20 protein-coding genes are annotated in these 26,518 nt (G+C 58.8%); 6 read left to right on the forward strand and 14 right to left on the reverse strand.

Going from position 1 to position 26,518, the window contains the following annotated elements:
* Nucleotides 1-82: 82 nt before the first annotated feature.
* The 4 genes from BLR44_RS16165 to fucP form a co-directional block, all read right to left on the reverse strand.
* Nucleotides 83-403, reverse strand: a complete 321-nt coding sequence (locus BLR44_RS16165) for a hypothetical protein (RefSeq protein ID WP_143017329.1) — start codon at nt 401-403, stop codon at nt 83-85.
* A 51-nt stretch (nt 404-454) separates the two neighbouring features.
* Nucleotides 455-787, reverse strand: coding sequence for a hypothetical protein (locus BLR44_RS16170; RefSeq protein ID WP_089683835.1), 333 nt, complete (start codon nt 785-787; stop codon nt 455-457).
* A gap of 148 nt (nt 788-935) precedes the next feature.
* A complete protein-coding gene (locus BLR44_RS16175) occupies nt 936-1,943 on the reverse strand; it encodes an NAD(P)/FAD-dependent oxidoreductase (protein WP_089683837.1) in 1,008 nt (335 codons plus the stop codon).
* 217 nt (nt 1,944-2,160) lie between these two features.
* Nucleotides 2,161-3,456, reverse strand: a complete 1,296-nt coding sequence (gene fucP, locus BLR44_RS16180; RefSeq protein ID WP_089683838.1) for an L-fucose:H+ symporter permease — start codon at nt 3,454-3,456, stop codon at nt 2,161-2,163.
* Nucleotides 3,457-3,687: 231 nt separating this feature from the next.
* On the opposite strand from fucP, the gene BLR44_RS16185 reads away from it, so the two are divergent.
* From BLR44_RS16185 to BLR44_RS16210, 5 genes are all read left to right on the forward strand, one after another.
* Nucleotides 3,688-4,905, forward strand: coding sequence for an MFS transporter (locus BLR44_RS16185; RefSeq protein ID WP_089683840.1), 1,218 nt, complete (start codon nt 3,688-3,690; stop codon nt 4,903-4,905).
* Nucleotides 4,906-5,040: 135 nt separating this feature from the next.
* The gene (locus tag BLR44_RS16190; RefSeq protein ID WP_089683842.1) at nt 5,041-6,378 is read left to right on the forward strand and encodes a glucuronyl esterase domain-containing protein; all 1,338 of its coding nucleotides are present in this window, start codon (nt 5,041-5,043) and stop codon (nt 6,376-6,378) included.
* 162 nt (nt 6,379-6,540) lie between these two features.
* Entirely contained in the window at nt 6,541-7,884 is a 1,344-nt protein-coding gene (locus BLR44_RS16195) for an FAD-binding protein (protein ID WP_089683845.1), read from the forward strand.
* A gap of 540 nt (nt 7,885-8,424) precedes the next feature.
* Nucleotides 8,425-9,609 carry a PQQ-dependent sugar dehydrogenase gene (locus BLR44_RS16205; RefSeq protein WP_089683849.1) on the forward strand — a complete coding sequence of 395 codons (1,185 nt, stop codon included), beginning with the start codon at nt 8,425-8,427 and terminating at the stop codon, nt 9,607-9,609.
* An 80-nt stretch (nt 9,610-9,689) separates the two neighbouring features.
* Complete coding sequence (locus BLR44_RS16210) at nt 9,690-10,277, forward strand: Crp/Fnr family transcriptional regulator (protein WP_089683851.1); 588 nt, start codon at nt 9,690-9,692, stop codon at nt 10,275-10,277.
* A gap of 5 nt (nt 10,278-10,282) precedes the next feature.
* Here the strand turns inward: BLR44_RS16210 and BLR44_RS16215 are convergent, their stop codons facing one another.
* From BLR44_RS16215 to BLR44_RS16240, 6 genes are all read right to left on the reverse strand, one after another.
* Nucleotides 10,283-11,005, reverse strand: a complete 723-nt coding sequence (locus tag BLR44_RS16215; protein ID WP_176956079.1) for a DUF4386 domain-containing protein — start codon at nt 11,003-11,005, stop codon at nt 10,283-10,285.
* Nucleotides 11,006-11,237: 232 nt separating this feature from the next.
* Nucleotides 11,238-12,959 carry a GMC oxidoreductase gene (locus BLR44_RS16220; protein WP_089683855.1) on the reverse strand — a complete coding sequence of 574 codons (1,722 nt, stop codon included), beginning with the start codon at nt 12,957-12,959 and terminating at the stop codon, nt 11,238-11,240.
* Between the two features lie 8 nt (nt 12,960-12,967).
* Complete coding sequence (locus BLR44_RS16225) at nt 12,968-13,501, reverse strand: gluconate 2-dehydrogenase subunit 3 family protein (RefSeq protein WP_089683857.1); 534 nt, start codon at nt 13,499-13,501, stop codon at nt 12,968-12,970.
* Between the two features lie 204 nt (nt 13,502-13,705).
* Nucleotides 13,706-16,381, reverse strand: a complete 2,676-nt coding sequence (locus BLR44_RS16230) for an ABC transporter permease (protein ID WP_218127101.1) — start codon at nt 16,379-16,381, stop codon at nt 13,706-13,708.
* A 21-nt stretch (nt 16,382-16,402) separates the two neighbouring features.
* The gene (locus tag BLR44_RS16235; protein ID WP_218127102.1) at nt 16,403-19,063 is read right to left on the reverse strand and encodes an ABC transporter permease; all 2,661 of its coding nucleotides are present in this window, start codon (nt 19,061-19,063) and stop codon (nt 16,403-16,405) included.
* Nucleotides 19,060-19,407, reverse strand: a complete 348-nt coding sequence (locus BLR44_RS16240) for a PadR family transcriptional regulator (protein WP_089684163.1) — start codon at nt 19,405-19,407, stop codon at nt 19,060-19,062. The genes BLR44_RS16235 and BLR44_RS16240 overlap by 4 nt, the downstream gene beginning before the upstream one ends.
* A 211-nt stretch (nt 19,408-19,618) precedes the next feature.
* Here BLR44_RS16240 and BLR44_RS16245 point away from each other — a divergent pair, with 211 nt between their 5' ends.
* Nucleotides 19,619-20,176: a GNAT family N-acetyltransferase gene (locus BLR44_RS16245; RefSeq protein WP_089683859.1), complete on the forward strand. Its 558-nt coding sequence runs from the start codon at nt 19,619-19,621 to the stop codon at nt 20,174-20,176.
* Here BLR44_RS16245 and cysM read toward each other — a convergent pair.
* The 4 genes from cysM to BLR44_RS16265 all read right to left on the reverse strand — a co-directional run bounded on the left by cysM (nt 20,169) and on the right by BLR44_RS16265 (nt 26,505).
* On the reverse strand, nt 20,169-21,047 hold the full coding sequence (gene cysM / locus BLR44_RS16250) for a cysteine synthase CysM (protein WP_089683861.1): 879 nt from the start codon (nt 21,045-21,047) through the stop codon (nt 20,169-20,171). The genes BLR44_RS16245 and cysM overlap by 8 nt on opposite strands.
* A 144-nt stretch (nt 21,048-21,191) precedes the next feature.
* On the reverse strand, nt 21,192-22,019 hold the full coding sequence (locus BLR44_RS16255; RefSeq protein WP_089683863.1) for a serine O-acetyltransferase: 828 nt from the start codon (nt 22,017-22,019) through the stop codon (nt 21,192-21,194).
* A 270-nt stretch (nt 22,020-22,289) separates the two neighbouring features.
* Nucleotides 22,290-24,320, reverse strand: coding sequence for a glycoside hydrolase family 127 protein (locus BLR44_RS16260; protein WP_089683865.1), 2,031 nt, complete (start codon nt 24,318-24,320; stop codon nt 22,290-22,292).
* A 118-nt stretch (nt 24,321-24,438) separates the two neighbouring features.
* Nucleotides 24,439-26,505 carry a plastocyanin/azurin family copper-binding protein gene (locus BLR44_RS16265; RefSeq protein WP_089683867.1) on the reverse strand — a complete coding sequence of 689 codons (2,067 nt, stop codon included), beginning with the start codon at nt 26,503-26,505 and terminating at the stop codon, nt 24,439-24,441.
* Nucleotides 26,506-26,518 lie beyond the last annotated feature (13 nt).

Here is a 26,518-nt window from a genome sequence, read left to right on the forward strand (position 1 = left end):
AAATAATGGCTCAAAAATAGAGGCTCCCCCGCCAACGGGCAAGCCTGCGCCGCCGATTTTCTGCGTTTCTACACGCAGGCTATCACTTTTGCATCAGGTCTTCGATTTCCATCAGAAAAAGCGTCTGCGACAGGAGCTCGGTCAGTTGCTCCACTTCGTGGTAGGTCATGGCGAATAACAGTGCCTCGTCGCGGGTGGGCAGGTACACGCACCGCGCGTCGGGATCGGGCACGTCGGCCTCCAGTTTCAGCACGCCCTGCAGGTACTCGACGAAATGGTGCAGCTGAGGGCGGTTCAGCAAGAGCGAAATGTGCCCGAAGTTGACGTGCACGTCGCCCTGGCAGGTGCACTTTTCGGTAGACCCAAGAGCATTGGCGTAGTAACGTTCACCGGAGCATTTCATAGAATCGACGTTCGGAGGAGAAAAGAAACCTGGGTTGTAGCGTCCTGTGGCTTAGTTGGAGTCGCTCATCATCTGGTGCACCTCAATGAGGAGGAGCGCGTTGGCCAGCCCTTTCTGCACCGTGGCCAGTTCGTCTTCCGTGAAACAAAACTGGATGTCGGCGTGGCAGGTGCGGATCAACGTGTAGCGTACGCCGTCGGGAAACAACACGCTCTGCCGCGTAAAATCGAGGTCCAGCAACCGCTGGCTGAACTGCACAAAATCGCGCTCCGAAAACCCCACCAGCAGGTTGCGGTAGTACCAGCCGACCTGTTTACAGTCGCTGCATTGGGAAATGCAAAATCCTTCCTGGTTGATGAAGACAACGGGTTTACAGGCACTCATGGCAAATCGGGGGTCTAGGTCAGCAAAGGTTCGGACGGCGGAAACTCCGGGCGTCGGGACGTAAGTTGGGCCTGCGCCCGGCCGGGCGAAAGCGCTGTTCAGGCCAAAGCGGTACCGGCCGGAACGCAGGACTTAAGATTGGGTCGTCTCAGGCAAATGCTTCGATGCCATTGACGGTGGTATATTTCAGGCTCAGTTTTTTATCGGGATGGATGTACTGGTAGGCCGACTGCATGGCCAGCGTGGCTTCGTGAAAGCCGCACAAAATCAGCTTTAGTTTGCCGGGATACGTATTGATGTCGCCCACGGCATAGATCCCGGGCACGTTGGTGCTGTAGTCGAAGGTGTTGACTTCGATGGCATTTTTGTGGATGCCCAGCCCCCACGACCCGATGGGACCGAGTTGGGGCGTCAGTCCGAAGAGCGGAATCAGGTAATCGGTGGCTTGTGTAAAGGCTCCATGTTCGCGGTGTTGCAGGGTAAGTTCGCGCAGGTGTCCGTTGCCCTGCACACCCACAACTTCTGTATCCAGCAGAAGTCGGATGCGCCCCGTCTCCGCCAGCTCGTGAACTTTCTCGACCGAATCGGGCGCGCCCCGGAAGTCACGGCGACGGTGCACCAGGGTAACTTCGGCGGCCACGTCGGCCAGGTAGATCGTCCAGTCCAGCGCGGAGTCGCCCCCGCCGGCCAGCACCACCCGCCGGTCGCGGAACTGTTCCGGATTCCGCACCATGTACTCGATGCCCCGCTCCTCGAATTGGGCCAGCCCTTCGATCGCCGGTTTGCGGGGTTCGAAACTGCCCAGCCCCCCCGCAATGCAGATGACCGGCGCTTCGACTACCGTGCCGCGGTGGGTAGTAACCCGAAACCGCCGCGGCCCGACTTCTTCAATACGCTCGGCCCGCTCGCCCAGCGTAAACGTGGGCCGGAACGGCGCGATCTGCTCCATCAGGTTCCGCACGAGGTCGCCGGCCAGCACCGTAGGATAGCCGGGGATATCGTAGATCGGTTTCTTGGGGTAAATCTCAGTCAGTTGCCCACCCGGTTGGGGCAGGGCATCGATCAAATGACACCGCAGCTTAAGCAGGCCGGCTTCGAAAACGGTAAAAAGACCACAGGGCCCCGCCCCGATGATGAGCACATCCGTCGTAATCATGAATCTTTATTTTTATTTAGATTAATTCTAAACAGTGACAAAGATGGGGGCCCATGCCGGAACATGCAAGGTGTCAGTCGAAAAAATGTTTCAGGATTATGAGGTCACTACTCCCCTGGTGCAGGAACATCATCCGCAAAAAAAATCCCCCTGCCGACAGAGCAGAGGGATGCAAAGACCAATCAAGATTCGAGCTAGCTAGATCGCCGCGACCGCGTCATTTTCCGGTCTGGTAGAAGCGCGCGCCGAACAGGAAGATCACCACGTAGCAAATGATCGGCAGGTAGTAGGCGTGCGCAACGTTCTGGTCGGCGATCAGCCCCATGACCGGCGGAAACAGTGCGCCTCCCACCACGCCCATCGTAATGAACGACGACGCCTGTTGGGTATGCGGTCCCAAGTCTTTGAGGGCCAGACTGAAAATGGTCGGGAACATGATGCTGAAGAAGAAGTTGACCAGGATGAGCGCCACGAACGAGGTAACGCCCCACCCTTGCGCCACAATGAGGCACATCACGATGTTGCACAGCGCCGCCGCGGCCAGCAGTTTGTTCGGCGCGATGAAACGCATCAGGAACGTTCCCAGAAAACGGCCGACCATCATCATGACCATGCTCAGCGAAAAATAGTAGGCGGCATTTTCGGCGATCAGGCCCATCACGTCGACGCCGTAGTTGATGAAAAACGCCCACGTGCCGCCCTGCGCCGCTACGTTGAAAAACTGGCCCGCCACGGCCCAGCGGAAATGACGGTGCTGAAACAGTTTCTTAGGCTGTTGGATGGCGGCCGGCTCGGTCGGAACGGCATAAGCGTCCTTTTCGGCGGCTACGTCTACCGCATGCGGGTCTTGAATGGGCGGGACGGTGACGAAGAAAAACGCCACCGCAATGCACGCAATGACGATGCCGATGCCGACGTAGAGCAGCTTGACCGAGTCCAGGTCGGCTCCGCCCGACACCGGTCCCTCGGTAGCGCGCAAAATAAAGTACCCCCCGAGCAGCGGCCCGATTACGGCACCAAGCCCGTTGAAGGCCTGAGCAAAGTTGATACGCTGATCGCTGGTCGGCTGCGGACCCAGGGCCGCCACAAACGGGTGTGCTACGGTTTCGAGCGTGGCCAGGCCACAGGCCAGCACAAAAAGGGCCAGCCGGAAAAACCCGAACGACTCGGCATTGGCAGCGGGCACGAACAGAAACGCACCCAACGCGTAGAGCGTCAGCCCGAGCAACACCCCGTTTTTATACCCGAACCGCTTCATAAACAGCCCGGCCGGAATGCCCATCACGGCATAGGCCCCGAAGATGGAAAACTGCACAAGCCCCGACTCGGCCTTGGAGACGTGCAGCACGTCCTGGAAGTGGCGGTTGAGCACATCGCCCATTGTGATGGCAATGCCCCAGAGCATGAACAGGGAAACCACAAAGACGAGTGTCGTCAGAAATTTCTTCTCCGTGAAGGCAGCGGCGGCGGTGGGTCGTGTCCCGGCGGGCGGCTGCGTAAGCGCATTGTGCATGGTGTAAAAGCGGGTTTACAAGTGGTTAGTCAGTGGCTCGGGGTCGTGCGGTCCGAGCCTAAGTTGTTCAATCCCGAAATGTAGAGATTTCGGGCCGATGTAACGCGCCCGCCGGACTACTTCTGGCGTAACTTTGCCGGAAAACTCACTTTTTCGGTCAATCGGGTACCTCCCGCCGCTGGCCTTCGTACGAAGAACGTGGCCGCAGGCCGCTGATGACTTTTTCACGCTATGGATGATGCTACTCCGACGGACTCGAAACTGACCTCTACTACGCTCTGGCTGATGACGGTCGGTTCCGGTCTGGTCGTTGCCAACAACTACTACAACCAGCCGCTGCTGGGCAAAATTGCCGCCGCGTTTGACACCACCGAAACGCAGGCCGGCTACATCGCCATGTTTACGCAACTGGGCTACGCGGCCGGTCTGTTTTTGCTGGTGCCCCTGGGCGACATGCTGCCTCGGAAACGCCTGATCGTTTTCGATTTCGTGTTCATCATTGTCGCTCTGCTGGCGGCAGCGCTCTCCACGAGCATCGTGCAACTGATCCTGATCAGTTTTTTCATCGGGCTGACGTCGGTCGTGCCGCAGTTGTTCGTTCCGATGGCGGCGTTTCTGGCGCATCCGGCCCGGCGTGGGAAAGCCATCGGCACGGTGATGAGCGGGCTGCTGCTGGGCATTCTGTGCTCGCGTACCCTGAGCGGGTTTGTGGGCGAACAGTTCGGCTGGCGCGCCATGTACTACATCGCCGCGGGGCTGATGGCGCTGCTCTGGGGAGCGGTGCTGTGGCTCCTGCCCGAAGTCGCGCCAACGTACCGGGGCGGGTACGGATCGCTGTTGCGGTCCATGACACAATTCGTAAAAACGCAACCGGCCCTGCGACTGGCAGCCCTGCGCGGCGGGCTGGCCTTCGGGAGTTTCAGCGCCTTTTGGACCACGCTGGCCTTTCTGATGGAAGGCCCCCCATTTTTTCAGGGGAGCGATACCGTCGGCGTGTTCGGCCTGATCGGCGCAGCCGGGGCCTTGTCGGCTTCGGTGGTGGGCAAACTGACCGACTCGCTCGACAAGCGCAAACTCATCGGACTGTCGTTTCTGGTCATCACCGTCTCCTGGGGCCTTCTGTACGGGCTTTCGGCTACCTACTGGGGGCTGGTGCTGGGGGTGCTGCTGCTCGATGTGGGCGTGCAGTCGGCCCACATCACCAACCAGTCGATTGTGTTCAGTCTGGTACCTTCCGCGCAGAACCGCCTCAACACAGTCTACATGGTCACCTATTTTCTCGGCGGCGCGCTGGGCACCTGGCTCGCGAGCCTCGGCTGGCAGCACGCGGGTTGGGCGGGCGTATCGGGCGTCGGACTGATGTTCGCGCTCGGCGGGGGCGCGCTCTACGCGTTCGAGAAGCGTCAGGCCCGGCAAGCGGTTCCCGATCCGGGCGAATACGCCGCCTGAATTGCCGGCGGGGCGCTTTTTTCTTTTTCAGAAAGGCATCGGGTAAGTTGGTGCCGGGCAGTCCCTCTGTTTTGGTACACCGGCGCGAGCAGTCCCGCTTCGTCTCCGGCCCTCACACGATTCAACAGCACCCTTATGCGTTACCTTATTTTCGGCGTTTTTCTGCTCTGGAGCTTCCAGGCCCGGACGCAACCCTCGCAACAGTTACGCGACAGTCTGAACCGCCTGAGCCAGCAAGACCATCAACTCATGATGCAACGCCTGGGCATTACGTCCCTGCGCCCGGGGCCCTCCGGCAATCCGGAAGCTCCCAACGCCGCCAATGCCGACGAAGCCAAGGCATCGCCCTACACGTCGCTCCCCGATCCGCTCGTGTTCGACAGCGGCAAGCCCGTAAAAGCAGCGGCACAGTGGCAAAAACGGCAACGGGAAATTCGGGAAGCGTTCGACCGGGAGGTTTACGGCCGCATGCCGGACCACACGCCCGCCGTCACCTGGGAAGTCGTGCGCACAGTCGATACGCTGGAGGGCTCCTATCCCGTCGTCCGGAAAGAACTTCGGGGGCACGTCGACAATTCCGCTTATCCGGCGATCGAAGTGACGCTGGAGATGACCCTGACCACGCCCGCCCGGGCCACGAGCGCCGTTCCGCTGATGCTGGAATTCGGCTGGAACTTTCCGGCCAACTGGCCGCGTCCGCCGGTCGAGCATCCTACGTGGCAGGAACAGTTGCTGGCCCAAGGGTGGGGGTACGCCATCCTGATTCCGACCAGCTTCCAGGCCGACAACGGTGCGGGCCTGCGCGAAGGCATCATCGGCCTGATGAACCAGGGGCAACCCCGCCAGCTCGACGACTGGGGAACCCTGCGCGCCTGGGCATGGGGAGCCAGCCGCGCCCTCGACTATTTTGAGGCTGATCGCTCGGTCGATGCGCGCCGTGTCGGCATCGAAGGGCTGTCGCGCTACGGCAAAGCGGCGCTGGTTGCCATGGCCTACGAGCCGCGTTTCGCCATTGGGTTCATCGGCTCGTCTGGGGCGGGTGGTGCCAAAATCCTGCGGCGGCAATTCGGAGAGCAAGTCGAAAACCTGGCTTCTTCTGCGGAGTACCATTGGTTTGCGCCCAACTTCATCAAATACGCGGGGCCGCTCACGCCCAACGACTTGCCCGTCGATGCCCACGAGCTGATCGCCCTGTGTGCCCCCCGGCCGGTGTTCATCAGCGTAGGGTCGCCAGCGGTCGAAGGCCAGTGGATCGACGCCCGCGGCATGTTTGTGGCGACCGTGCAGGCCGCACCGGTCTACGAGCTACTCGGCAAAAAGGGCCTCGGCACCACGACCTTTCCCCCGCAGGAAACAGCGCTGACGCAAGGCGATCTGGCGTTCCGTCAGCACGCCGGGGGCCATACGGTCGTGCCGAACTGGCCGACGTTCATTCCGTTTGCCGCGCGCTACTTCGGGTCCGTGGCCAAGTAAAACTTCCGCAGCGTTGGCGTATAGGGCAGCCGGGTAGGTGGAACAACCCCGTGGCATCCGAATCAATCGCAGGTTTTTTGGGCGAAAAATGATACTTTGTAGGCTCGTCGGCCCCCGGGTCGCCGGTCTCCCACGTTCTGACTCCCTACCCTACCTCCCACCATGCAACGCAGAACCTTTGTCAAACTCACGTCATCCCTCGCGGCCGGTAGTATACTTGCACCACTTGCCAGCTGGAAACCCAACGAACCTTTGAAAAACTGGGCCGGAAATATCGAATACAGCACCACCCACGTCTCGTATCCACAGTCCGTGGCGGAGGTGCAGCAACAGGTCAAAGCCCTGTCTCAATGGCGTACCCTGGGCAGTCGCCACTGTTTCAACCGCATTGCCGATAGCCAGCACCACCTGGTGTCGTTGCAAAACATGAAGCGCATCGTGTCGCTCGACAAAGCCGCCGCCACCGTTACGGTCGAAGGCGGCGTCAACTACGGTGAGCTGTCGCCCTACCTGCACGAACAAGGCTTCGCGGTCCACAACCTGGCGTCGCTGCCCCACATTACGGTGGTGGGCGCCTGCACCACGGCCACCCACGGTTCGGGCTGGCAGAACGGCAATCTCGCCACGGCGGCTACGGCCCTGCAAGTTGTGACACCCGACGGATCGGTGCGCACCCTTTCGGCCGAAAAAGACGGTGAGGCGTTCCGGGGTGCCGTGGTCGGCCTGGGAGCGCTGGGGGCCATCACCCACATCACGCTGCGGCTGGAACCCACGTTCACCATGCGGCAATACGTTTACGAGCACCTGCCGATGGCACAGTTGCCCGACCATTTCGAGGAAATCATGTCGGCGGGCTACAGCGTCAGCCTGTTTACCGACTGGACGACGGACACCATCAACGAAGTATGGATTAAAGCCCTGGAGAAAGGCGGCACCGATTTCGGCGCACAACCGGACTTTTACGGGGCCAAGGCCGCCACCAAAAACCTGCACCCCATTGCGGCGCTGTCGGCCATCCACTGTACCGATCAGTTGGGCGTCCCCGGTCCCTGGTACGAGCGCCTTCCCCACTTTAAAATGGGCTTCACACCCAGCAGCGGGGAGGAATTGCAGGCCGAGTACTTCGTGCCGCGCGACCGGGCCGTGGCGGCCATTCAGGCGGTGGCTAAGCTGGGCAACGCCATCAGCCCGCACCTGTTCATTTCCGAAATCCGCGCCATCGACGCCGACGACCTCTGGATGAGCCCCTGTTACCAGCAACCCAGCATCGCCATCCACTTTACCTGGAAACCCGATTGGCCCGCCGTCCGGAAACTTCTTCCGAAAATCGAACAGGCGTTGGCGCCGTTCCACGTCAAACCGCACTGGGGGAAACTGTTCACCCTCGCCCCGAAAACGCTGCAATCCCGCTACCCGCGTCTGGCCGACTTCAAAGACCTGATTCATACCTACGACCCGCAAGGGAAACTTCACAACGAATTCATCAAAACCAACCTGTTCGGATAGTGCAGAAACCGGTCGCGGCGGCATCCCCGAGATTTATGCTATATTCAACGGTTGAGCCGGCCGGGCAGTACTCAAAAGGAGTGGATGACACGAATAGAATTCATAGCGTTTCTGAAAGCGTTCAGACAGGATTTAGAAGAAGGTAAACCGGAGTGGAAGAATCAAACGCTTGAAGATTTCCTGGAAGCAATGGCCTCCTATACTGAGGACATTCAAGGATATTATGATACTATGAACTTGAATACGGACGCTGACGTAGCGACTTGGGAAAATTTCAAGACCCTCTTGAAGGGAGCTTCCATGTACGAATAAGGCCGTGGGATGGAATCCTACCTTAAACTGGAGTGAGGCCGGGCATCTCTTTGCTCTTCTTCTACTCAAAATTCTGAAGAGATCAAAGAAGCTATAACATCGTGAACCTATTGAACTGGTATACGGACGGCCTCAATACCCTTGAAGGCCAGGAAAGCAAAATGAGTCTTCGACTCCGCGTGTAGATTTTTTAAACCTAAACATAAAAAAGCAAAAGATAGTCTAGTTTTGAAAGTAACCAACCTCCTCTTCTCTTCCCTCCTGATGTGGGGCGGGCTCGCCAGCTGTACGACCAACGTGGTCAAAGTGCCCGCTTCACCTTACCCGATCAGCCACGATGCCTTTGCGGTGGATACCCTGGCCCAAGGCTTCACCATCCCGTACGGCATCGCCATCGTAAGCGAAAACGAATATTTCATTACCGATCGGGTTGGGAAGATGTTCCACTTCAAAGCGGGCACGCTTACCGAGATCAATGGCATGCCGGACGTGGCCACTTTCGGCATCCCCAGCCTGCGCGCAATTTTGCACGGGGGCCTGATGGACATCAGCCTGCATCCCGACTACGCCACCAACGCCTGGATCTACATTTCCTACCTGGCAGCCGATGGCTTCGCCAAGGTGGCGCGACTCAACGTGCAGGACCATACCGCCACGCAGTTTGAGCCCATTTTCGCAACCCGCAGTCAAAATTATACCGGAAACGGGATGCGGATCGTGTGGGAAGATGACACTCATTTTTTCCTGAACGTCGGAAACTCCAACTTTTCCACCAGCACAAATCCGGTGTTGAATGCCCAGGATCTCCACGACGACGCGGGGAAAATTCATCGGCTGATGGACGACGGGAGCGTTCCCCCCGACAATCCGGTGTTTGAGGGATTCGGCGGCCCCACCACCATCTGGAGTTACGGGCACCGGGATGTGCAAGGGTTGTTTTTTGAGCAATCGACCCGGACCCTGTTTGGCGTGGAGCACGGTCCCAAGGGCGGCGATGAATTCAACATCATTGAAAAAGGCAAAAATTACGGTTGGCCCCTGTTCAGTTACGGCATTAATTATGACGGAGCCGGGGTGTCTACCCTTTCGGAAGATTCGGCCGCGACTTTCACGGTACTACCTGAATACTACTGGACCGTTCCGACGGACGACGGCGGGCAGGCAATTGCTCCGGCGTGTTTATTAAAGGTCGATAACAGCACGATTGCCGATTGGAATAACTCGTTTCTTATCGGCTCACTGGCCTACCGAAGGCTGATGAAGTACAATCGCCAGACCAACGAAACCTTTGGACTGACCCTCGAAGGAAGGGTGAGAACCATTAAGCAATTGCCGAGCGGCGACCTCATCGCGTTGATCGAGCGCAACGATCTTACGAAAGCCAACGGACTGGTGGTAAAGATTCATGACTAAGCCACACGTCGAGCGAACAGCATCACCCGGCGACTTCGTTCGCACAGAGCGTTGGTCGCCTTATTCACCCTCACAAGCCTATGAAACATGAATTGATTGAATTTCTGGCCAGCTTTCCGGTCCTCCAGGGCGAAGATCTGGAGGCCATTGCCGAACTCATTCCCGTAAAACGCTTCAGGAAGGGCACGCTTTTGCTCCAGGAGGGCGAGGTGCCGACGCAGTGCTTTTTCGTGCTGAAAGGGTGCGTGCGGCAGTATTGCATTCTGGACGGAACAGAAAAGACCACGGCGTTCTTCACCGAGCAAAACGGGACCATTTCGTCCTCCCACTACGTGAACCAGAAGCCCTCTGATCAGTACCTGGTCTGCGTCGAAGATTCGCTGCTGATCTGCGGCGATGCGGAACACGATGCGCAGAACTACGAAAAGTTTCCGGTCCTGCAGGCCCTTACCAGCCAGATGCTGGAAAAAGAGCTCAACGAAACCAAAGACCACTTCTCCCGGTTCATCACCTCGTCGCCGGAACAACGGTACCTGGACCTCCAGAAAAACCGGCCCGACCTGCTGCACCGCGTGCCTCAGCACCAGATTGCCAGCTACCTGGGCATCACCCCCGAATCGCTGAGCCGCATTCGCAAGCGCCTCGTCGCCAAGAAGGTCGCGCTGTAGACGCGTTAGGCTCTGCCACCTTTGAGCAGCAACCAGACCGCCAGTCCCGTTTCGCCCAGAATCATCGGTCCCATAAAGATGCCTTCTGCCACGGCTTTGTAGGTGGCGTAGTCGGCTAAGAGGAGGTTCGCTGCGTTGGTCAGGAGGTATCCGACCCCGGCGATGAGCAGCAGTACGCTCAACGTTTTGTGCAGCCAGTGGCGCTCAGACACCAGCACGCCCAGGCCCAGCAAGTGCAACCCGAACACCAGCAAACCGAGGGACCAGATGCGGTAAAATCCGTTGAGTAGCCACAGCGCCAGGTCGGCGGCCGGAGCCGAGTCAAGCAAGCCCACGAACGTTTCAGGACGTTCCACCAGCCCCAGCACGAGCAGTAGGCAGGCAATGGCGCCCCCGAGCAATGCACTGTAGATCAGCCGGAACCAGGCCGTCAGCAACGAGAGCGCCTGGTTTTTGCGCCGGTACACCACGTGCAGCCCCCAGGCGGCCACGACATCGCACACCAGAATGACCGTCCAGCCCAAAATGCCGAACCGGAACGTGGTGGTGGCGTTGCGAAGGTTGTGCCAGGTGGCCGCGGGATCGTCAGCGACCAGCATCTTCTCAAAGACGAGGCCCATCACTGCTCCGGCGACTACGGCCATCAGCAAAATGGCCGCTCCGGCGGCGATGGCGGCGGGACGTACGGTGGTCTGTTTGGTTTCGTGTGCTGCGAGGACTGCGTTCATGGGTAACTCCGTTTTTGTATGAAACAAAGGTAGACGGCGCGGCATGCTCCCGACGTTGACTTTCGTTAAGAAATGCAGTCGCTACCCGCAGGGCAGAGAAGAAATTCGGCACCGGACGGATGAAGGTGGCCGCCACAGAGGCCCGACCTTTCGTGTGGCCGAAACCGGCAGGACATAAAAAAGCCTCCGCATCATTGGAAGACACGGAGGCTTTTGCTTGGGCGCAAAGCGCTTACAAATTCTGTTTGTTGAGTTCGTTCACGGCGTGGTCTACGGCGCGGGCCGTCAGCGCCATGTAGGTCAGCGACGGGTTTTGCGTCGAGGTGGACGTCATGCAGGCGCCGTCGGTCACAAACACATTCTTGCAGGCGTGCAGCTGGTTGTACTTGTTCAGAAGCGACGTTTTGGGATCGTGACCCATCCGAGCGCCGCCCATCTCGTGGATGTCGAGGCCGGGGGCCTGCTTCGAGTCCGACGCGCGGATGTTTTTGAAGCCGGCCTTGGTGAACATTTCCGTCATCTGCTCCAGGTAATCGGCCACCATTTTCTCGTCGTTGTCGTCGTAATCGACCGAGATGTTGAGCAGCGGCATTCCCCAGTCGTCCTGCTGGTTGGCGGCGAGGCTCACGTAGTTGCTTTCCTTCGGCAGGGTTTCGCCCATCATGTGCGACCCGACGTACCAGTCTTCGCTCCACTTCGGATTCAGCAGCGCCTCTTTCAGGTCTTTGCCGTAGCCGGACCGATCTTCGAACTGCCCCCGGTGGGCGCTGAAGCCCGCTGCGTAGCCCCGGAGAAAATCGGTTTCCTGTTTGCGCACGTTGCGGAAACGCGGAATGTACCCGCCGCCGGCCGGGTTGCGTCCGTCGGTGGCGTACTCCTTAAAGCCGTCGTACGTCCCGCCGATGCGGGCGCGGTAGTTGTGGAAAGCCACGTACTTGCCCAACAGGCCGTTGTCGTTCCCCAGTCCGTTCGGAAAGCGGTTGGAGGTAGAGTTCAGCAGGATGTGGTTGGTCGCCAGGGCCGATGCATTGACGAAGATGATCTTCGCGAAAAACTCGATTTCTTCTTTGGTGTTGGTATCGACCACGCGCACACCGGTCGCTTTGCCCGCCTGATCGTCGTAGATCACCGACTTCACCACCGAGAACGGACGCAGCGTCATGTTGCCGGTCCGCTCCGCCCAGGGCAGCGTCGAGGCGTTGCTGCTGAAGTAGCCCCCGAACGGACACCCGCGCTGGCACAACACCCGGTTCTGACACTGCGCACGGCCCTGTTCCATGTGGATGGACTGCGGTTTCGACAGGTGCGCACACCGGGCGCTGATCACGTGGCGCGCGTCACCGTAGTTTTCTTTCAGTTTGTCTTTGAAATACGACTCTACGCTGTTGAGCGGGAAAGCGGGCAGAAACTCGCCGTCGGGCAGTTCGGCCAGGCCGTCGTTGTTGCCGGAAATCCCGGCGAACTTCTCCACGTAGCTGTACCAGGGTGCCAGGTCTTTGTAGCGGATGGGCCAGTCGACCGCAAAACCGTCGCGGGCAGGGCCTTCGAAATCGAAGTCGCTCCAGCGCTGGGTTTGCCGCGCCCACAACAGCGACTTCCCTCCCACCTGGTTGCCCCGAATCCAGTCGAACGGTTTTTCCTGCACGTACGGCACTTCCTTGTCTTTCATGAAGAAGTGCATGGCGTCTTCGCGGAACGCGTAGCAGCGCCCGACCACCGGATTTTCCTTGAGCACCTCCACCGGAATCTGCCCCCGGTGTTCAAACTCAAAGGGTTTCAGGTTGGTGGTGGGGTAATCTTTGATGTGTTTCACGTCGCGGCCCCGCTCCAGCACCAGGGTCTTCAGCCCTTTTTCGGTGAGCTCTTTGGCTGCCCAGCCGCCGCTGATGCCGGAACCGATGACGATGGCATCGAAGGTGCGTTCTTTCACGCTGTCTATGTTCAGGTTCGCCATGATGTAGGTTAGGCTTTGATCGGAAAAAGAGGATTGTAACGCCCGGGCACCAGTTCGTACACCCGCAGTTTGGTCATGACCAGTTCCGAGTTCAAATAGCCTTTGATCGTCTCATTTTTTGTGATGGAATAGAAAGTCGTCAGCACATCGTCTCCTTTTCGGCCGTTGAGGTCGGCCACGAGTTTCTGTCGCTGTTCGGGTGTGGTGGCCGCAAAAGACTCGCCCGTTTGGTTGCGGGCCATCTCGTCGAATTGCGCCATGCCTTGCAGAAAAGCCTCCTGGTGCGTGGATTCGTAGCAGTCGTCGACCATGTTCAGGACAAACAGGTGCAGGCCCATGGCTTTGCCCCCGGCCGTGTCGGTTGTCGGGATCAGGGTTTCGACCAGTTCGGCCATCATCGCTTCCTGATCGGCGGAAACGTCGAGGTGGGTGAGTTCGATGGAGGCGGGCTGCCCCTCTTTCGTCTCGCGACTACAGGCGGGGAAAATCATCACGCCCCCCGCAAACAGGACCAGGTTTTGTAAAGCGGATCTTCGGTTCATGCCAGGTAAAGTAGGTTCATGGGGAGCGCAGTAGCGACCAGCCGGACGGCTCGGCCCTTCTCCCCGACCCACCAAGTTAATTCATTTGAAAGAATGATGAAACTTCCCTATTTATTTTAATCCCATGTTAACCTGCCTGCCCGGAAGGAAATGTAGCCCCTCCCTACATCACCACACCACCACATCGCCACATCACAATAGGGCTCATTCGCTGCGCAGGCCGTCGACCGGATTGGTCAGGGCCGCCCGGAGCGCCTGGTAGCTGATGGTCAGCAGCGCAATCAACAGTGCCGCCACACCCGCCCCGGCAAAGAGTTCCCAGCCCAGCTCCGTCGGGTAGGCAAAATTCTGCAACCAGCGGTGCATGGCGTACCACGCAATGGGCACGGCCAGCGCCAGGGAAAGCAGCACCAACCCCAGAAAATTCTGCGTCAGCAACCGGAAGATGCTCTGGAGCGAAGCACCCAACACCAGCCGGATCGAAATCTCTTTGGCCCGTTGTTCGGTCATGAACGCGGCCAGGGCAAACAAGCCCAGACAAGCGACCACGACGGCCAGTCCGGCAAACGCCGTAAAAATCAGCCCCGTGCGGCGCACGTCGTCGTACATCCGGGCGAACTGTTCGTCGAGGAACGTGTAGCGCATCGGCTGGTAGGGCAGCAGGTTTTTCCAGACGCCTTCGATGGAGGCCAGCACGCGGGGCAGCTCGTTGGAACTGATTTTCACGGCCACAACCGACGGACTGTTACCCAGCCGCAGGCATAGCGGCTCGATGGCCTGCCGCATCGACTCAAAGTGAAAATCTTCGACCACGCCGATAATTTCCAGGTTCAGGTACCCGTTCGTGATGCGCTGCCCGAGGGGCTGTTTCAACCCCATCTCCCGGGCGAACGCCTGGTTGATCACCACCGCCTGCGAATCGCTGGCCAGTTCGGGTGAGAAGTTCCGGCCTTCCAGCAGGTGCATGCCCATGGTGGAAATGTAGTCTTCATCGACGTTCCAGATTTGCCCCGGTGTTCCCGCTTCTTCCCGCTGTTTTCCTTCGCGGAAAAACGTGTTGCCGTTGCGCAGCATTCCCGATACCGGCAGAAAGTCGCTCACGGTCACCGACCGCACGTCCGAAAGGCCGGTCAATTCTTGTTTGAACGTCTTGGTCTGGTCGCCCAGCGTCTGCGCCCCCTGAATCAGCACGACCTGGTCTTTGTCGAACCCGAGTTTTTTGTGGAGGATGTAGTGCATCTGCCGGTAGATGATGCCCGTCCCGATGATCAGCACAATCGAGATGGTGAATTGAAACACCACCAGCAGGTTTCGCAGGGGCGCACGACGGCTGCCCGCCCGCAGACTGCCTTTCAGCACCTGGATCGGCTGAAAAGACGACAGATAGAACGAAGGATAGAGCCCGGCCAGGGTTCCCACCAGCAACGCCCCGCCCAAAATGACCGGCACCAGCCACCACGCCTGCCACGGAAACAGGAGCGCTTTGCCGGCCATTTCGTTGAAGTAGGGCAGCACGCTCCACGCCAGCAGCAGTCCCAACACAAACGAGCAGACGGAAAAGAGAATCGATTCGGTCAGGAACTGGCTGATGAGGGCCCGGCGGTCGGAGCCCACCACTTTGCGCAGCCCCACTTCCATCGCGCGGTTGGCCGACTTGGCGGTCGAAAGGTTGATGAAGTTGATGCAGGCGATGAGCAGAATAAAGCCCGCAATGATGCCGAAGATCCACACCAGTTGGATGTCGCCGTGGGCCGTACGATCTCCAATGCCGTCGGAATACAGGTGCACGTCGGCGATGGGCTGCAACACCAGATGCCCACTGGCGACCCGTTCTTCGATGTCCACCACGCCCTCTTCCCGCATCATCGGCACCACGTACTTGTCCATGATGCCCTTCGTCAGTTTCGGCGCCAGTGCTTCCGGATCGGTGCTAGGGCGCAGCTTTACGAAAGTGGTATAGTTGCTCGATCCCCAAGAGGTCTGTTCATCCTGCCAGAACTCGCGTCCCGTCATTGTCATCAGAAAATGGAAATCGAACTGCGAATTCGCAGGAAAGTCTTCGATCACGCCCCCGATGGTAAAAGGCTGGTCTTCGTTGTTGTTGATGATCAGTTGCTTGCCAACGGGGTTCTGGTCAGGAAAGTACTCTTCGGCAATCTGCCGGGTAATCACGATCGACTGCGGTGTAGCCAGGGCCACTTCGCGCGTGCCGTACACCATGGGCAGTTGCAGCATGTCGAGCCACGCCTGGTCGACCCAGGCCAGTCCCCGTTCAAACTGGTTTTGCACCCGGTCGGCCGGGCGCACTTCGCCGGTGCCCGCCCCGAACAGCTCGCTCGTGTTGAGCCGGCTGGCCTGTTCCACTTCCGGAAAATCGTCGAGCATGGCAGGCCCCATCGGCGCAGGAAAGGCCACCCCTTTCTGGATGGTTCCGTGGTCGTCGAACACCGCCACCACACGGTAGATTCGCTCGCCGTCGGGGTACTGGCGGTCGTAACTCAGCTCGTGTCGAATGAAGAGGGCAATGAGCAGACAGGCAGCGATGCCCAGGGCGAAGCCTCCGATTTTAACGGCGGAATACATCTTCTGGCGCAGCAGGTTCCGCCACGCGACTTTCAGGTAATTTTTGAACATAGCGATACGAAAAGATAAGGTAGTCGTTGAATGATGTTGGCGAAGCGCACACGACCGGAGAAAGCCCAGCACCTCCCACCAGTAGCGCCGCCGGGCCCGCTTTTCTCCGAGTAGCTGAGCCTGATAGGCAAACTCTTCGTGCAGGTCGCCCAGCATTTCTTCCAGCAGATCGGGCGGGCAGAACCAGGCCAGCAACCGGTCGGCGCGGCGGGGTGGTTGAATGGCGGAAGGAAGCGGCTTTTTCATTGGATGGAGGTCATGAAGACATCACTCGCTGCGCAGTCCGTCAACGGGATTGGCTAGGGCGGCTTTGATCGTCTGGTAACTCACCGTCAGCATCGCGATGGCCAGCACCAGCGGCAACAGGAAGTACCACCCACTCAGGTCGACACGGAACGGATAGGTGTCCAGCCAGCGGTGCATGAGCAGATACGCCAGCGGAATGGCCAGCACGCTGCCCAGCAGGATCAGCAGGACAAACTCCCGCGAGAGCAGCGAGACGATGTGCCCGACCGACGCGCCTAGCACCTTGCGCACCCCGATCTCTTTCGTGCGCTGCACCGTGGTAAACGCGGCCAACCCGAACAACCCGAGACAGGCGACGAAGATGGCCAGGCCCGCAAACCAGGTAAAGACCCGCCCGAACAGTTGGTCGGATTCGTACTGCCGGTTAAAAAACTCGTCGAGAAAGAAGTAGTCGAACGGATTGCCGGGAAAGAACTGTTGCCACTCCTGTTGAATGCTTTCCAGCGTGGTGGGTAAGTCGTCAGTTTTGATTTTGAGTGCGTAGAAATTAGTAGGGCTCGGATCGAGTCGAAATACGATGGGGGCTTGGGTATACTTGAGGGCCATCTGGTGGTAATCGGCCAGTACGCCGACCACCTGAAGAGTGTCGCCTCCACCGACGTTCACCCATTCGCCCAGAGCCTCTTCCGGTGTGTCGTACAACAACATTTTTGTGGCAGCTGCATTCAACAACACGCCGCCACTGTCGGAAGGAAAATCCAGCGAAAAATTGCGCCCTGCCGTCAGCTTCAACCCGAAAGCGGGCACGTAATCGTAATCGATGCCGACGGTGTAAACGGTAATGATCCCCTCCGGCCCGCCGCTGATTCGCTTGAGGATATTGGTCCAGAAAATTTCGTCGCCGGGTACGTTGCTGGCGGCCGTGATGCTGCTGACCCCGGCCTTCCGTATCATTTCATCCTTGAATGCATGGAGCGTCCCAGTGTAGGTCGAATCCGTACTACCTACCCCTTTCAAGACCAGGGTTTGCTCAATGTCAATGCCGAGGTCTTGCTGGAGCATGAACTGGATCTGCTTGAAAACAACCCCTGTGCCGGCGATCAGCGCCACGGAGGCCCCGAACTGAAACACGACCAAGGCTTTCCGTAACCGAGTTCCACCCGAAGAAGTGGTGAGTTTGCCTTTGAGCACCTTGACGGGTTGGAACGACGAGAGCATGAGGGCCGGGTAGAAACCTGACAACAGCGCACCGACCAGAAACAAGGCTCCTAGTACCAGCCAGAACTGGGGTTGGGTAAAAACATGCGCCGCCAGCGGCTGTCCCGTCAGGGTGGCCAGGTGCGGCAACGCCACGACGACGATCCCCACCGCCACTATCGTAGCCACCACATTAACGACGACGCTTTCGAGTAGGAACTGGGCCATGAGTTGGTTGCGGATGGCGCCTACCGCTTTGCGGATGCCGACTTCGCGGGCGCGTTCCATGGCGCGGGCTGTTGAGAGGTTCACGTAATTGATCCACGCGATCACCAGGATAAAGCCGGCAATGATGAGAAGAAAGTAGACCGCATGTCCGTTGCCCTGTTCGTCCGGTTCTGATTCTTGTACCAGGTTAGAATAGAGATGGATGTCGGTCAAAGGCTGGAGGACAAAGGCTTCGCGCACGTTGTACTTCGTCCAGTCTTCCTGCCGTTCCTTTTCCAGCCATGCATCCCATTTGGCCTGAAGTTGGGCCGGATCGGTCTGCGGATCAAGCAGCACGTAGGTGTTGAAGTCGTACGGTCCCCAAGCTATCTCCGAGCCATTTTCCGTCTTTTCGTTGAGGGTCTGGTAGGAAATCAGGAAATCAAACTTGATATGCGAATTGGGTGGGAGGTCCCGCATCACCCCCGTCACTTGTAAGGCGTCGCCATCCTGCCAAGTAAGCGTCTCGCCCATCGGGTCTTCGTCGCCGAAATACCGTTTGGCGGCCGACTGCGAAATCACCACTTTCCCAAACCCTTCCAGCGCGGTCGCGGGATCACCCTCCTCCAACGGCAGGTTAAACAAGGTCAGGGCCGACGGCGTGGCGATCTGCATCTTCTTCTCCCGAAAAGCAACCAACTTCCCGTCCTTTTTCTGGTACGTCATAATGCCATTGATCGGGTAGAACCGAGCATAGTCTTTCACTTCCGGAAAGTTGTTTTTGAGTGCTGGCCCTACCGCAGGAACGGCTGCCGCACTGGCCACGATCTCCTGATCCCCCTGGGAAACGAAATACGTAACCCGATAAATCTGATCGGCCTCCGGATGGAAACGGTCGTAACTAAGTTCGTACCGGACGTAGGCGAGGATGAGCAAACAGCCCGCCATGCCGATGGCGACACCCGCAATGTTGATGAAGGTAAATACGCGGTTCTTCTGGAGATGGCGGAAGGCGATTATCAGGTAGTTTTTTAACATGGCGATAGAGAGGTTTGAGGTCGTACCGGTCGTTTTTCGTCGGAGAGCAAAGAGTCGGATAAAGCCCAGCACGTCCCACCAGTAGCGTCGGCGGGCGCGTTTTTCGCCGATCCGTTGGACCTGGTAAGCAAACTCTTCGTGCAGATCACCCTGCACCTCTTCGAGCAGGTCGGCTGAACAGAACCAGGCCAGCAACCGGTCGGCGCGGCGGGGCGGCCTTTCGTGGGATGGCATATTCATCGGCTGACGGCGGGGGTGGCGGTAGCGGGTCCGGAGGTGCCGGGAAGCAGGCTCCACAAGTGCAGCCGGATCTCTTTGATTTCGGTCAGGGTCTTTTGCCCGTAGAGCGTAATGGCGAACAAGCGCTTGCGGCGGCCGCCGCGCTCGGCCGTGGCGTCGCCCATGTGCGAACGGACCATGCTCTTTTTTTCCAGCCGGTGCAGCGCGGCGTGGACCTGGTTGAGCCGCACGCTGCGGCCCGTCTGGGTTTCGATTTCGCGGGTGATGCTGACGCCGTACCCCTCGCCGTCGAGAGCGGCCACGGTGAGCAACACGATTTCTTCAAATTCGCCTAAATATGCCATGAGGTACCGGCCTGAGAATATGTTCCAGTTTTGCTGATCAAATCCGCTGCCAAAAATCAAAACCGGGGTTTCGTGGCGTTCCGGGCGGGTATGCGACCGCTCGTTTCCGGTAGCTGTTCGGATCTGAACGCTCCTGTTGCGAAATCGAACAGTGATCGGATGCGGTACGACGGATAAAATCCCGCTACTTTGGCGGCAGATTTAAGAGCACATGGAAATTCGCCTGGCACACACGCAACGGGATCTGGAGGGGATTCTGAACTTGCAACGCCTCAACCTGCCGGCCGCCCTTTCGTCCGAAGAACTGGCGCAACAGGGCTTTGTCACGGTGCAGCACGACCTGCCGTTGTTACAACGGATGCACGCCGCCGCGCCCAGTGTCGTCGCCGTCGACGACGCCGGTGAGGTAGTCAGCTATTGTCTTGCGATGCTGCCCGCATTTCGGGACGATGTTCCGGTGCTGCGCCCCATGTTTCAGTTGCTGGACGGGCTTTCGTTTCAGAACGAACGGCTGGGCGATACGACCTACCTCGTGTGCGGACAGGTCTGCGTAGGAAAGCCGGTGCGTGGCCAGGGAGCGTTCGACCGGATGTACGCGCACCTGCAGGCCCAGTACCAACTGCAGTTTCGGTATATGGTCACGGAAATTGCCGCCCGCAACGCACGGTCGCTGCGCGCACACGCCCGGGTCGGCTTCGTGCCGTTTCACCGGTACACGGCCCCCGACGGCGAGGTCTGGGACATTGTGGGATGGGATTGGCTTACGTAAACAGGTCGGAGCTGAGGTAGCGGTCGCCCCGGTCACAGACGATGAAAACGATTACGCCCTGGTCGATTTCGTTCGCGATTTGCAGAGCCGCGTAAAGCGCGCCCCCACTGCTCATGCCCGCCAGAATGCCCTCTTCCTTCGCCAGGCGTTTGGTGTACGTCCGGGCATCTTCTTCGCGTACGTCGATTACCCGATCGACACGATCCGGCTCAAAAATCTTGGGTAAATAGTCGGGGCTCCAGCGCCGGATGCCGGGAATGCACGACCCGTCGGTGGGTTGCGTCCCTACGATCTGCACCGCCGGATTTTGTTCTTTCAGGTAACGCGACACACCCATGATGGTGCCCGTCGTGCCCATCGCCGACACAAAATGCGTCACCTGCCCGTCGGTATCGCGCCAGATTTCGGGGCCGGTGGTGCGGTAGTGGGCGGCGTAGTTATCGGCGTTGGCAAACTGATTCAGCATGAAGTAGCCTTCGTCGCGTGCCATCTGTTCGGCCAGTTCCCGCGAGTATTCAATGGTTTGGGCGGCGGGCGTCAGGACGACCTTGGCGCCGTAGGCCTCCATCGCCAGCACCCGCTCGCGGGTGGAGTTGTCGGGCATGATGAGCGTCATGTCCAGGCCCAGGATGCGGGCGATCATCGCGAGCGCAATGCCCGTATTGCCGCTGGTCGCTTCCACCAGTGGGTCGCCTACCTTGATTTCCCCCCGGTCCAACGCGCCCTTGATCATCCCGTAAGCCGCCCGGTCTTTTACGCTTCCGCCGGGGTTGTTCCCTTCCAGTTTGCCCAAAAGCGTAACGTTTTTCTTGACAGGAATGACTTGCAGTTCCACCAGCGGGGTATTTCCGATCAGGTCGGCGAGTTTCATAGGGAATGGGGGAATGAGAGAATGACTGAATGAGTGAATAGGCGCAGGGCACAGAGCGTAGGAAGAGTTATGAGTTAAAAGTGATGAGTTAAGAAACAGCGTCGTTTCAAACTTTGAGCTTTGAGCTTTGAACTTTAAACTCCTTTAACTGGTCTTGAAAATGATCAGGTCAGTGTCCTGCGTCACGTCGTTGTACATTTTGGCCTGGTAGTAGATTTTGGAGTGCGGCGTCACGCTGCGTGTCAGCCAGACGTTCCCACCGATCACGCTGTGGTGCCCGATCACCGTATTGCCCCCCAGAATCGTCGCGCCCGCGTAGATCACCACGTGGTCTTCGATGGTGGGGTGACGTTTTACGGCCGCATCGGCTTTGTTGACGCTCAGCGCCCCCAGCGTGACGTTCTGGTAAATCTTGACGTGGTTGCCGATGACGGCCGTTTCGCCGATCACAATACCGGTGCCGTGGTCGATGCAAAAGTGCGTCCCGATCTGGGCCGACGGATGGATGTCGATGCCGGTTTTGCTGTGGGCGTATTCCGTGATGATGCGCGGCAGGTCTTCAACCCCCAGCAAATACAACTGATGCGCGAACCGATAGGCCGCAATGGCATAAAAACCCGGATAGGTCCGAATTACCTGACTGCGGTTGGTCGCTGCCGGATCGCCCGAAAAAATGCCGGTCACGTCGTCTTGCAGCGTGTCGTACAGGGCCGGTACAGCCTCGAAAAATGCCTGCGTCACGTCCGATACCTGCGCAGCCTGCGGCGTCTGTTGCAGAAGGCGATCCAGGTCTTTCTGCAATTTGTCGATCAGCGTGGCAAACTCCGCTTCCGACAGATGCGCCAACTGCGTGAAGTCGGCGAAGAGCGCGCCAAGCAACGTATCGAAGAAGGAAGCCACATCGGCGGGCGACGGGCACGTGGTGCACACCTGGTGGGTGGCGTAAATTTTCTTTAGAAATTGGGCATCCATACCGCAGGAAATTGAGAAGCTATCACCCGGCACCTTCATGCAACGGGAAGAAACCGGGCCAAATTACGGATTTTGCCTCTTCCCAAGGTGAAATGGTGCTTTGTTAACGCAGAAGAAGTCGGATGTGTTCTCTCGGGGTTTGATGAAAAGCAAAATCCCCCACCCGGCTTGCTTCTCACATCATCAGCCTAAGGAGTACCTCCTGGGGCGATAAAAATCAGCCACCGCATCGGAGACACGGTGGCTGTGCAAGAGTATACATGAAGACGGTTACTTACTCTCTTCCGCGAACAATTCCACGCCCGTCACTTTCTCGGGAAACCAGATCTGCATCTCGCCCGGTCCGCGGTTGGCCCACGCGTAGTACGGAATCAGCCGGACGGGTTTGGTTTCGGTTTTCAGGCCCAGGCCGTTGTCGATCACCTCGACCTTGGGCGCCTGCCCTTCCAGCACCGTGACGCCGTTCAGAAGCGAGGACTCGAAGGTAGGGGTGAATTCTACTTGTTCGGGCAGGAGGATGTTGCTGGCCTGGCCGTCGTTGTCTTTCCACTCGGCGCAGTAGATCAGGGGGCCGCGCTGGATCGCCACCTTGCCGCGGTCGGCTTCCACCTGTTCGTTCGCCACCACCCGCCGCACGTCCATCGGCAGCATGACCTCCACCTTGTCGTTCCGTTTCCACTTCCGGCTCAGCACGGCGTAGCCTTTGTCCATGGTGTAATCGACCGCCTGGCCGTTGACGTTGATTTCGGGTTTTGCATCCGAGTTCCCTTCGAATCGGTACAGGTCGGATGGAAGGGCTTCGTTCTGCACCCAGCCGGGGATGCGGATCTTCAGGTTGAACTCGGTCGACGAACGCGGCTTCAGCGTAAAGGCCAACCCTCCGTCCCACGGATAGTTGTTTTCCTGCGTGATGGTAACGGACTTCCCTTTGACGTCCACATCGGCCGAGCCGTTGATGAACAGGTTGACGTAGAGATCGTCGTTGCGCTTCGCGTAGACGTAGCCCGGAATGGAAGGCATGAAGCGCGTGACGTTGGTGGGGCAACACGAGCAGACGAACCAGCCGGACCGCTCGCGCTCCAGGTCGTGGTGCTGGTAGTGGTCGGTGATCTGCATGGCGTTGGTGTAGAAAAACGTCTTGCCGTCCATCCCTACGCCCGAGATCATGCCGTTGTAGAGCACCTTTTCCAGCACGTCCATGTACTTGGCGTCGCCGTGCAGCAGAAACATGCGGTGGTTCCAGTAGACATTGCCGATGGCCGCGCACGTCTCGTTGTAGGCCGAGTGGTTAGGCAGGTCGTAGTTTTCGCCGAAGCGTTCGCCCGACGGCACCGCCCCAATGCCACCCTGCACGTAAATTTTCTTCCCGACCATGTTGTCCCAGATCCGGTCCACGGCCGTTGTGTAGGCTTCGTCGCCGGTCAGTGCCGCCACATCGGCCACCGCGGCGTAGAGATACATCGCCCGCACGGCGTGCCCGACGGCTTCATCTTCGTCCACGACGGGCGTGGCGTCCTGCCAGTACTTCCCGTTCTTCCACGGGTCAGGGCTGTTCTCGTCGTACTCCCGCTTGCCACGCTCGTCGATGAAGAATTTCGCCAGGTCCAGGTACTTTTCACGTCCCGTGAGGCGGTACAGCTTCACGAGGCCCATCTCCACCACCTCGTGACCGGGCGCGACGTGGCGTTTGTTCGGTCCGAACACATCCAACAACAGGTCGGCGTTTTTCAGGGCGATGTCCAGTAAGTTTCGTTTGCCGGTGGCCTGGTAGTGTGCTGCCGCCGCTTCGAACAGGTGGCCGGAATTGTAGAGCTCGTGACTGTTTTCGTGCTCCAGCACCCAACGCTCCGGTCCCGCCCATTTGTGCGGGTTCGCCGGGTCGATGGTCCGGGCGGTGTAGAGGTAGCCGTCCGGTTCCTGCGCCGCCTTCACCACCCCGATCAGCGAATCGACGTAGGCATCGAGTTGAGGGTCGGGATGAACCGCCATCGAGAAGGAAGCCCCTTCGATGGTTTTGTAAATGTCGGTGTCGTCGAACGTGTAGGTGGTACAGAACTTCCCTTCGCCTTTGGCGGCCATGTCGAAATTCTTCAGCCGACCGGTGCTCTCGATGCGGGCAAAGGAGGCGGGAATGGTCTCGGTGCGGTTCTTCTCGATCCGCGGTGACCAGAACGGATCGTCGACGTGCACGTCCGTAAACGGAACCGGCTGAATCGGATAATCCGACGCCTGCCCCAGGGTGGTAGCGCTGCCGAGCCAGAAACTGCCCAACAGCGTGAGACTAAGCAAAGAGGATTTCATAGGGAGGAGATCTTGTGGATTACAAATGGCAGATGGCAGATTTCAAATTGCTCAACATGGTAAGCCAACTCTTCAAACGCTCAACTTTTAACTTTGAACCTTAAACTCTAAACTCTTCTCACTTCACTACTTTCATTGTGCCCTGCATGGAGTAGAAGTGTCCCGGCACGGAGCACTCGTAGGTGTAGTCGCCCGGCTTTTCGGGCGCGACGAAGTAGATCGTTTCGGAGGTATTGGGTTGCAACAGGTTGGTGTGATACAGCACCTTGTCCGTTGACGGAATGTAATTTTTCTGTTGCCCTTCCAGGCCCAGCTTCATCGCCATTTCGCCCACTTCGATGGCCGTTCCCGGCAGCACCACCACGAAGTTGTGCAGCATGTCGTCGTCGTTCTGGAACACCACCCGCACCTTGCTACCGGCCTTCACCTGAAACTGTTCGGGCGTGAATTTGAGGCCGGGTTTGGTGCCCATCGTGATCGTGAACTCGGGTTCGCCCCACCCGGCCGGCAGTTTGGTCACGCGCTTGGCAGCAGGTTTGGTCGCCGGTTTTGAGGCGGAGGCAGCAGGTTTACGCACGGTACCGGACGTAGTGGTTTTGGCAGAGGCCGACCCCATTGCCGCGGCGTTATGCTGGTGTGCGGCGGCGAATTGCGTGCGGTCCAGCTTCGGGCCGTCGGGTTGCTGGTTCAGGGTGTAGTAGCCCACGTTGTGTAGCAAGGCTTTTCCTTCGGTCGAGCGCACCCCTTCGGCGGTGATTTCGTGGATGTAGCCGAGCCGCAGGCTGTCGACCACCAAGCGTGCCTTCAGGCCATCGTCCGATACCTGAATTCCGACGATCGGGCAGTTGGCGTTGTTGATGACGGGACTGCCGTACTGCGCCTGGTACTTGTAGGTGAAGCCGGTGATCTTGTAGGACGCCGGATTTCCCGCTACTTTTTTGTCGACCGGCTGGGTGTATTCGATCTCGAAGCCGTCGGGCGTGGCGCGCACGGTCTTCATTTCGAACGGCATGCGGCCCGTCCAGACCAGCCGTTGCAGAGCGTAGGGCGCTTTGCCCACCGCCGCCCAACCCCGGCTCGTTTGCCCGGCATACAGAGCCCCGTCGTGGCCCCAGACCAGCCGCAAGATGCCCGAGGCAAAGCCTTCGCGGAACGGAAAGACCACACCCTGGTAGACGCCCTTCACCTTCTCCAGCGAGACGCGCGTCACCATGCTTTGTCCCTGATCACCGACGAACAACTGGTCGTCGAACGGCCCGAACTTGCCCTTCGTGTCGTTGTTGAGGATGCCCGACGTCGAAATGCCCAGGATGCCGTGGGGCACCCAGATGGCCGGTGGTTTCAGACCAGGAACTTCCTTCGCCACGTCGTAGAGCGGGCGCCCGGAATCGGGAATGTCGTCGGGGGTCAGGCTCACGGTCGATCCCGGCAGCGACGACCATTTCAGGCCTTCGGCGTTGCCGACAAAGTCGCCTTTTTCTACGTGGGTGATGCGGCCTGACCCGACCCAGTCACCCTGGTTTTCGGTATAGAACAGATCGCCCGCCGCGTTGAGTCCAAACCCGGAGGGGGAACGAAAACCCGCTGCAAACGGGGTCATCTCCCCATCGGGGGTCACCTGCAACATCCAGCCCCGCCATTCGGCCAGACTGACGCCGTGGCCCAGGCTGTTGCTCCACCCCAGGTTGAGCGCTTCGATCATGGTGCCGTCGGGCATAAACAGCGGCCCGTACGAATACTCGTGGTAGTTGCCCGACAGCGGCCAGGAGACAATTTTGTCGTAGGCGTCGGCCTGCCCGTCGCCGTCGTTATCGCGCAGGCGCGTCAGTTCGCTGCGCTGCGTCACGTACAGGTCACCGTCTTTGTAGTTCAGGCCCAGCGGCTCGTGCAGGCCGTAGGCAAAGCGCTTGAAGGTGGGCCGATCGCTGCCGGAAATGGCGGGATTGGAGACGATCCAGACCTCGCCCCGGCGGGTGCAGATGGCGATGCTGCCGTCGGGCAGCGTGACCATCCCCCCCACTTCCAGCACCACGTCTTCGGGAATGGGCAGGGTAATGAGCTTGTAATAGTCGTCTTCCTTGTCGGGCGTAAAGTTGGCGTCCGGCTGCGCCTGCGCGACCTGTAGCCCAAGCCCCACGCAGGCCATCAGGAGAAAAAATTGCTTTCTGGAAAAAGTTAAAAACATGAGTGATGGTGTT

The sequence above is a fragment of the Catalinimonas alkaloidigena genome (genome assembly GCF_900100765.1).
Taxonomy (GTDB): domain Bacteria; phylum Bacteroidota; class Bacteroidia; order Cytophagales; family Flexibacteraceae; genus Mooreia; species Mooreia alkaloidigena.

Bases quoted from the DNA above. Each gene is read 5' to 3' on its own strand.
- BLR44_RS16210 (WP_089683851.1), top strand. From the start codon at position 9,690: ATGAAACATGAATTGATTGAATTTCTGGCCAGCTTTCCGGTCCTCCAG.
- BLR44_RS16175 (WP_089683837.1), bottom strand. From the start codon at position 1,943: ATGATTACGACGGATGTGCTCATCATCGGGGCGGGGCCCTGTGGTCTT.
- BLR44_RS16235 (WP_218127102.1), bottom strand. From the start codon at position 19,063: ATGAATATGCCATCCCACGAAAGGCCGCCCCGCCGCGCCGACCGGTTG.
- BLR44_RS16240 (WP_089684163.1), bottom strand. From the start codon at position 19,407: ATGGCATATTTAGGCGAATTTGAAGAAATCGTGTTGCTCACCGTGGCC.
- BLR44_RS16255 (WP_089683863.1), bottom strand. From the start codon at position 22,019: ATGGATGCCCAATTTCTAAAGAAAATTTACGCCACCCACCAGGTGTGC.
- BLR44_RS16265 (WP_089683867.1), bottom strand. From the start codon at position 26,505: ATGTTTTTAACTTTTTCCAGAAAGCAATTTTTTCTCCTGATGGCCTGC.
- BLR44_RS16170 (WP_089683835.1), bottom strand. From the start codon at position 787: ATGAGTGCCTGTAAACCCGTTGTCTTCATCAACCAGGAAGGATTTTGC.
- BLR44_RS16225 (WP_089683857.1), bottom strand. From the start codon at position 13,501: ATGAACCGAAGATCCGCTTTACAAAACCTGGTCCTGTTTGCGGGGGGC.
- BLR44_RS16220 (WP_089683855.1), bottom strand. From the start codon at position 12,959: ATGGCGAACCTGAACATAGACAGCGTGAAAGAACGCACCTTCGATGCC.
- BLR44_RS16230 (WP_218127101.1), bottom strand. From the start codon at position 16,381: ATGAAAAAGCCGCTTCCTTCCGCCATTCAACCACCCCGCCGCGCCGAC.
- BLR44_RS16245 (WP_089683859.1), top strand. From the start codon at position 19,619: ATGGAAATTCGCCTGGCACACACGCAACGGGATCTGGAGGGGATTCTG.
- cysM (WP_089683861.1), bottom strand. From the start codon at position 21,047: ATGAAACTCGCCGACCTGATCGGAAATACCCCGCTGGTGGAACTGCAA.
- BLR44_RS16260 (WP_089683865.1), bottom strand. From the start codon at position 24,320: ATGAAATCCTCTTTGCTTAGTCTCACGCTGTTGGGCAGTTTCTGGCTC.
- BLR44_RS16165 (WP_143017329.1), bottom strand. From the start codon at position 403: ATGAAATGCTCCGGTGAACGTTACTACGCCAATGCTCTTGGGTCTACC.
- BLR44_RS16215 (WP_176956079.1), bottom strand. From the start codon at position 11,005: ATGAACGCAGTCCTCGCAGCACACGAAACCAAACAGACCACCGTACGT.
- BLR44_RS16195 (WP_089683845.1), top strand. From the start codon at position 6,541: ATGCAACGCAGAACCTTTGTCAAACTCACGTCATCCCTCGCGGCCGGT.
- fucP (WP_089683838.1), bottom strand. From the start codon at position 3,456: ATGCACAATGCGCTTACGCAGCCGCCCGCCGGGACACGACCCACCGCC.
- BLR44_RS16185 (WP_089683840.1), top strand. From the start codon at position 3,688: ATGGATGATGCTACTCCGACGGACTCGAAACTGACCTCTACTACGCTC.
- BLR44_RS16190 (WP_089683842.1), top strand. From the start codon at position 5,041: ATGCGTTACCTTATTTTCGGCGTTTTTCTGCTCTGGAGCTTCCAGGCC.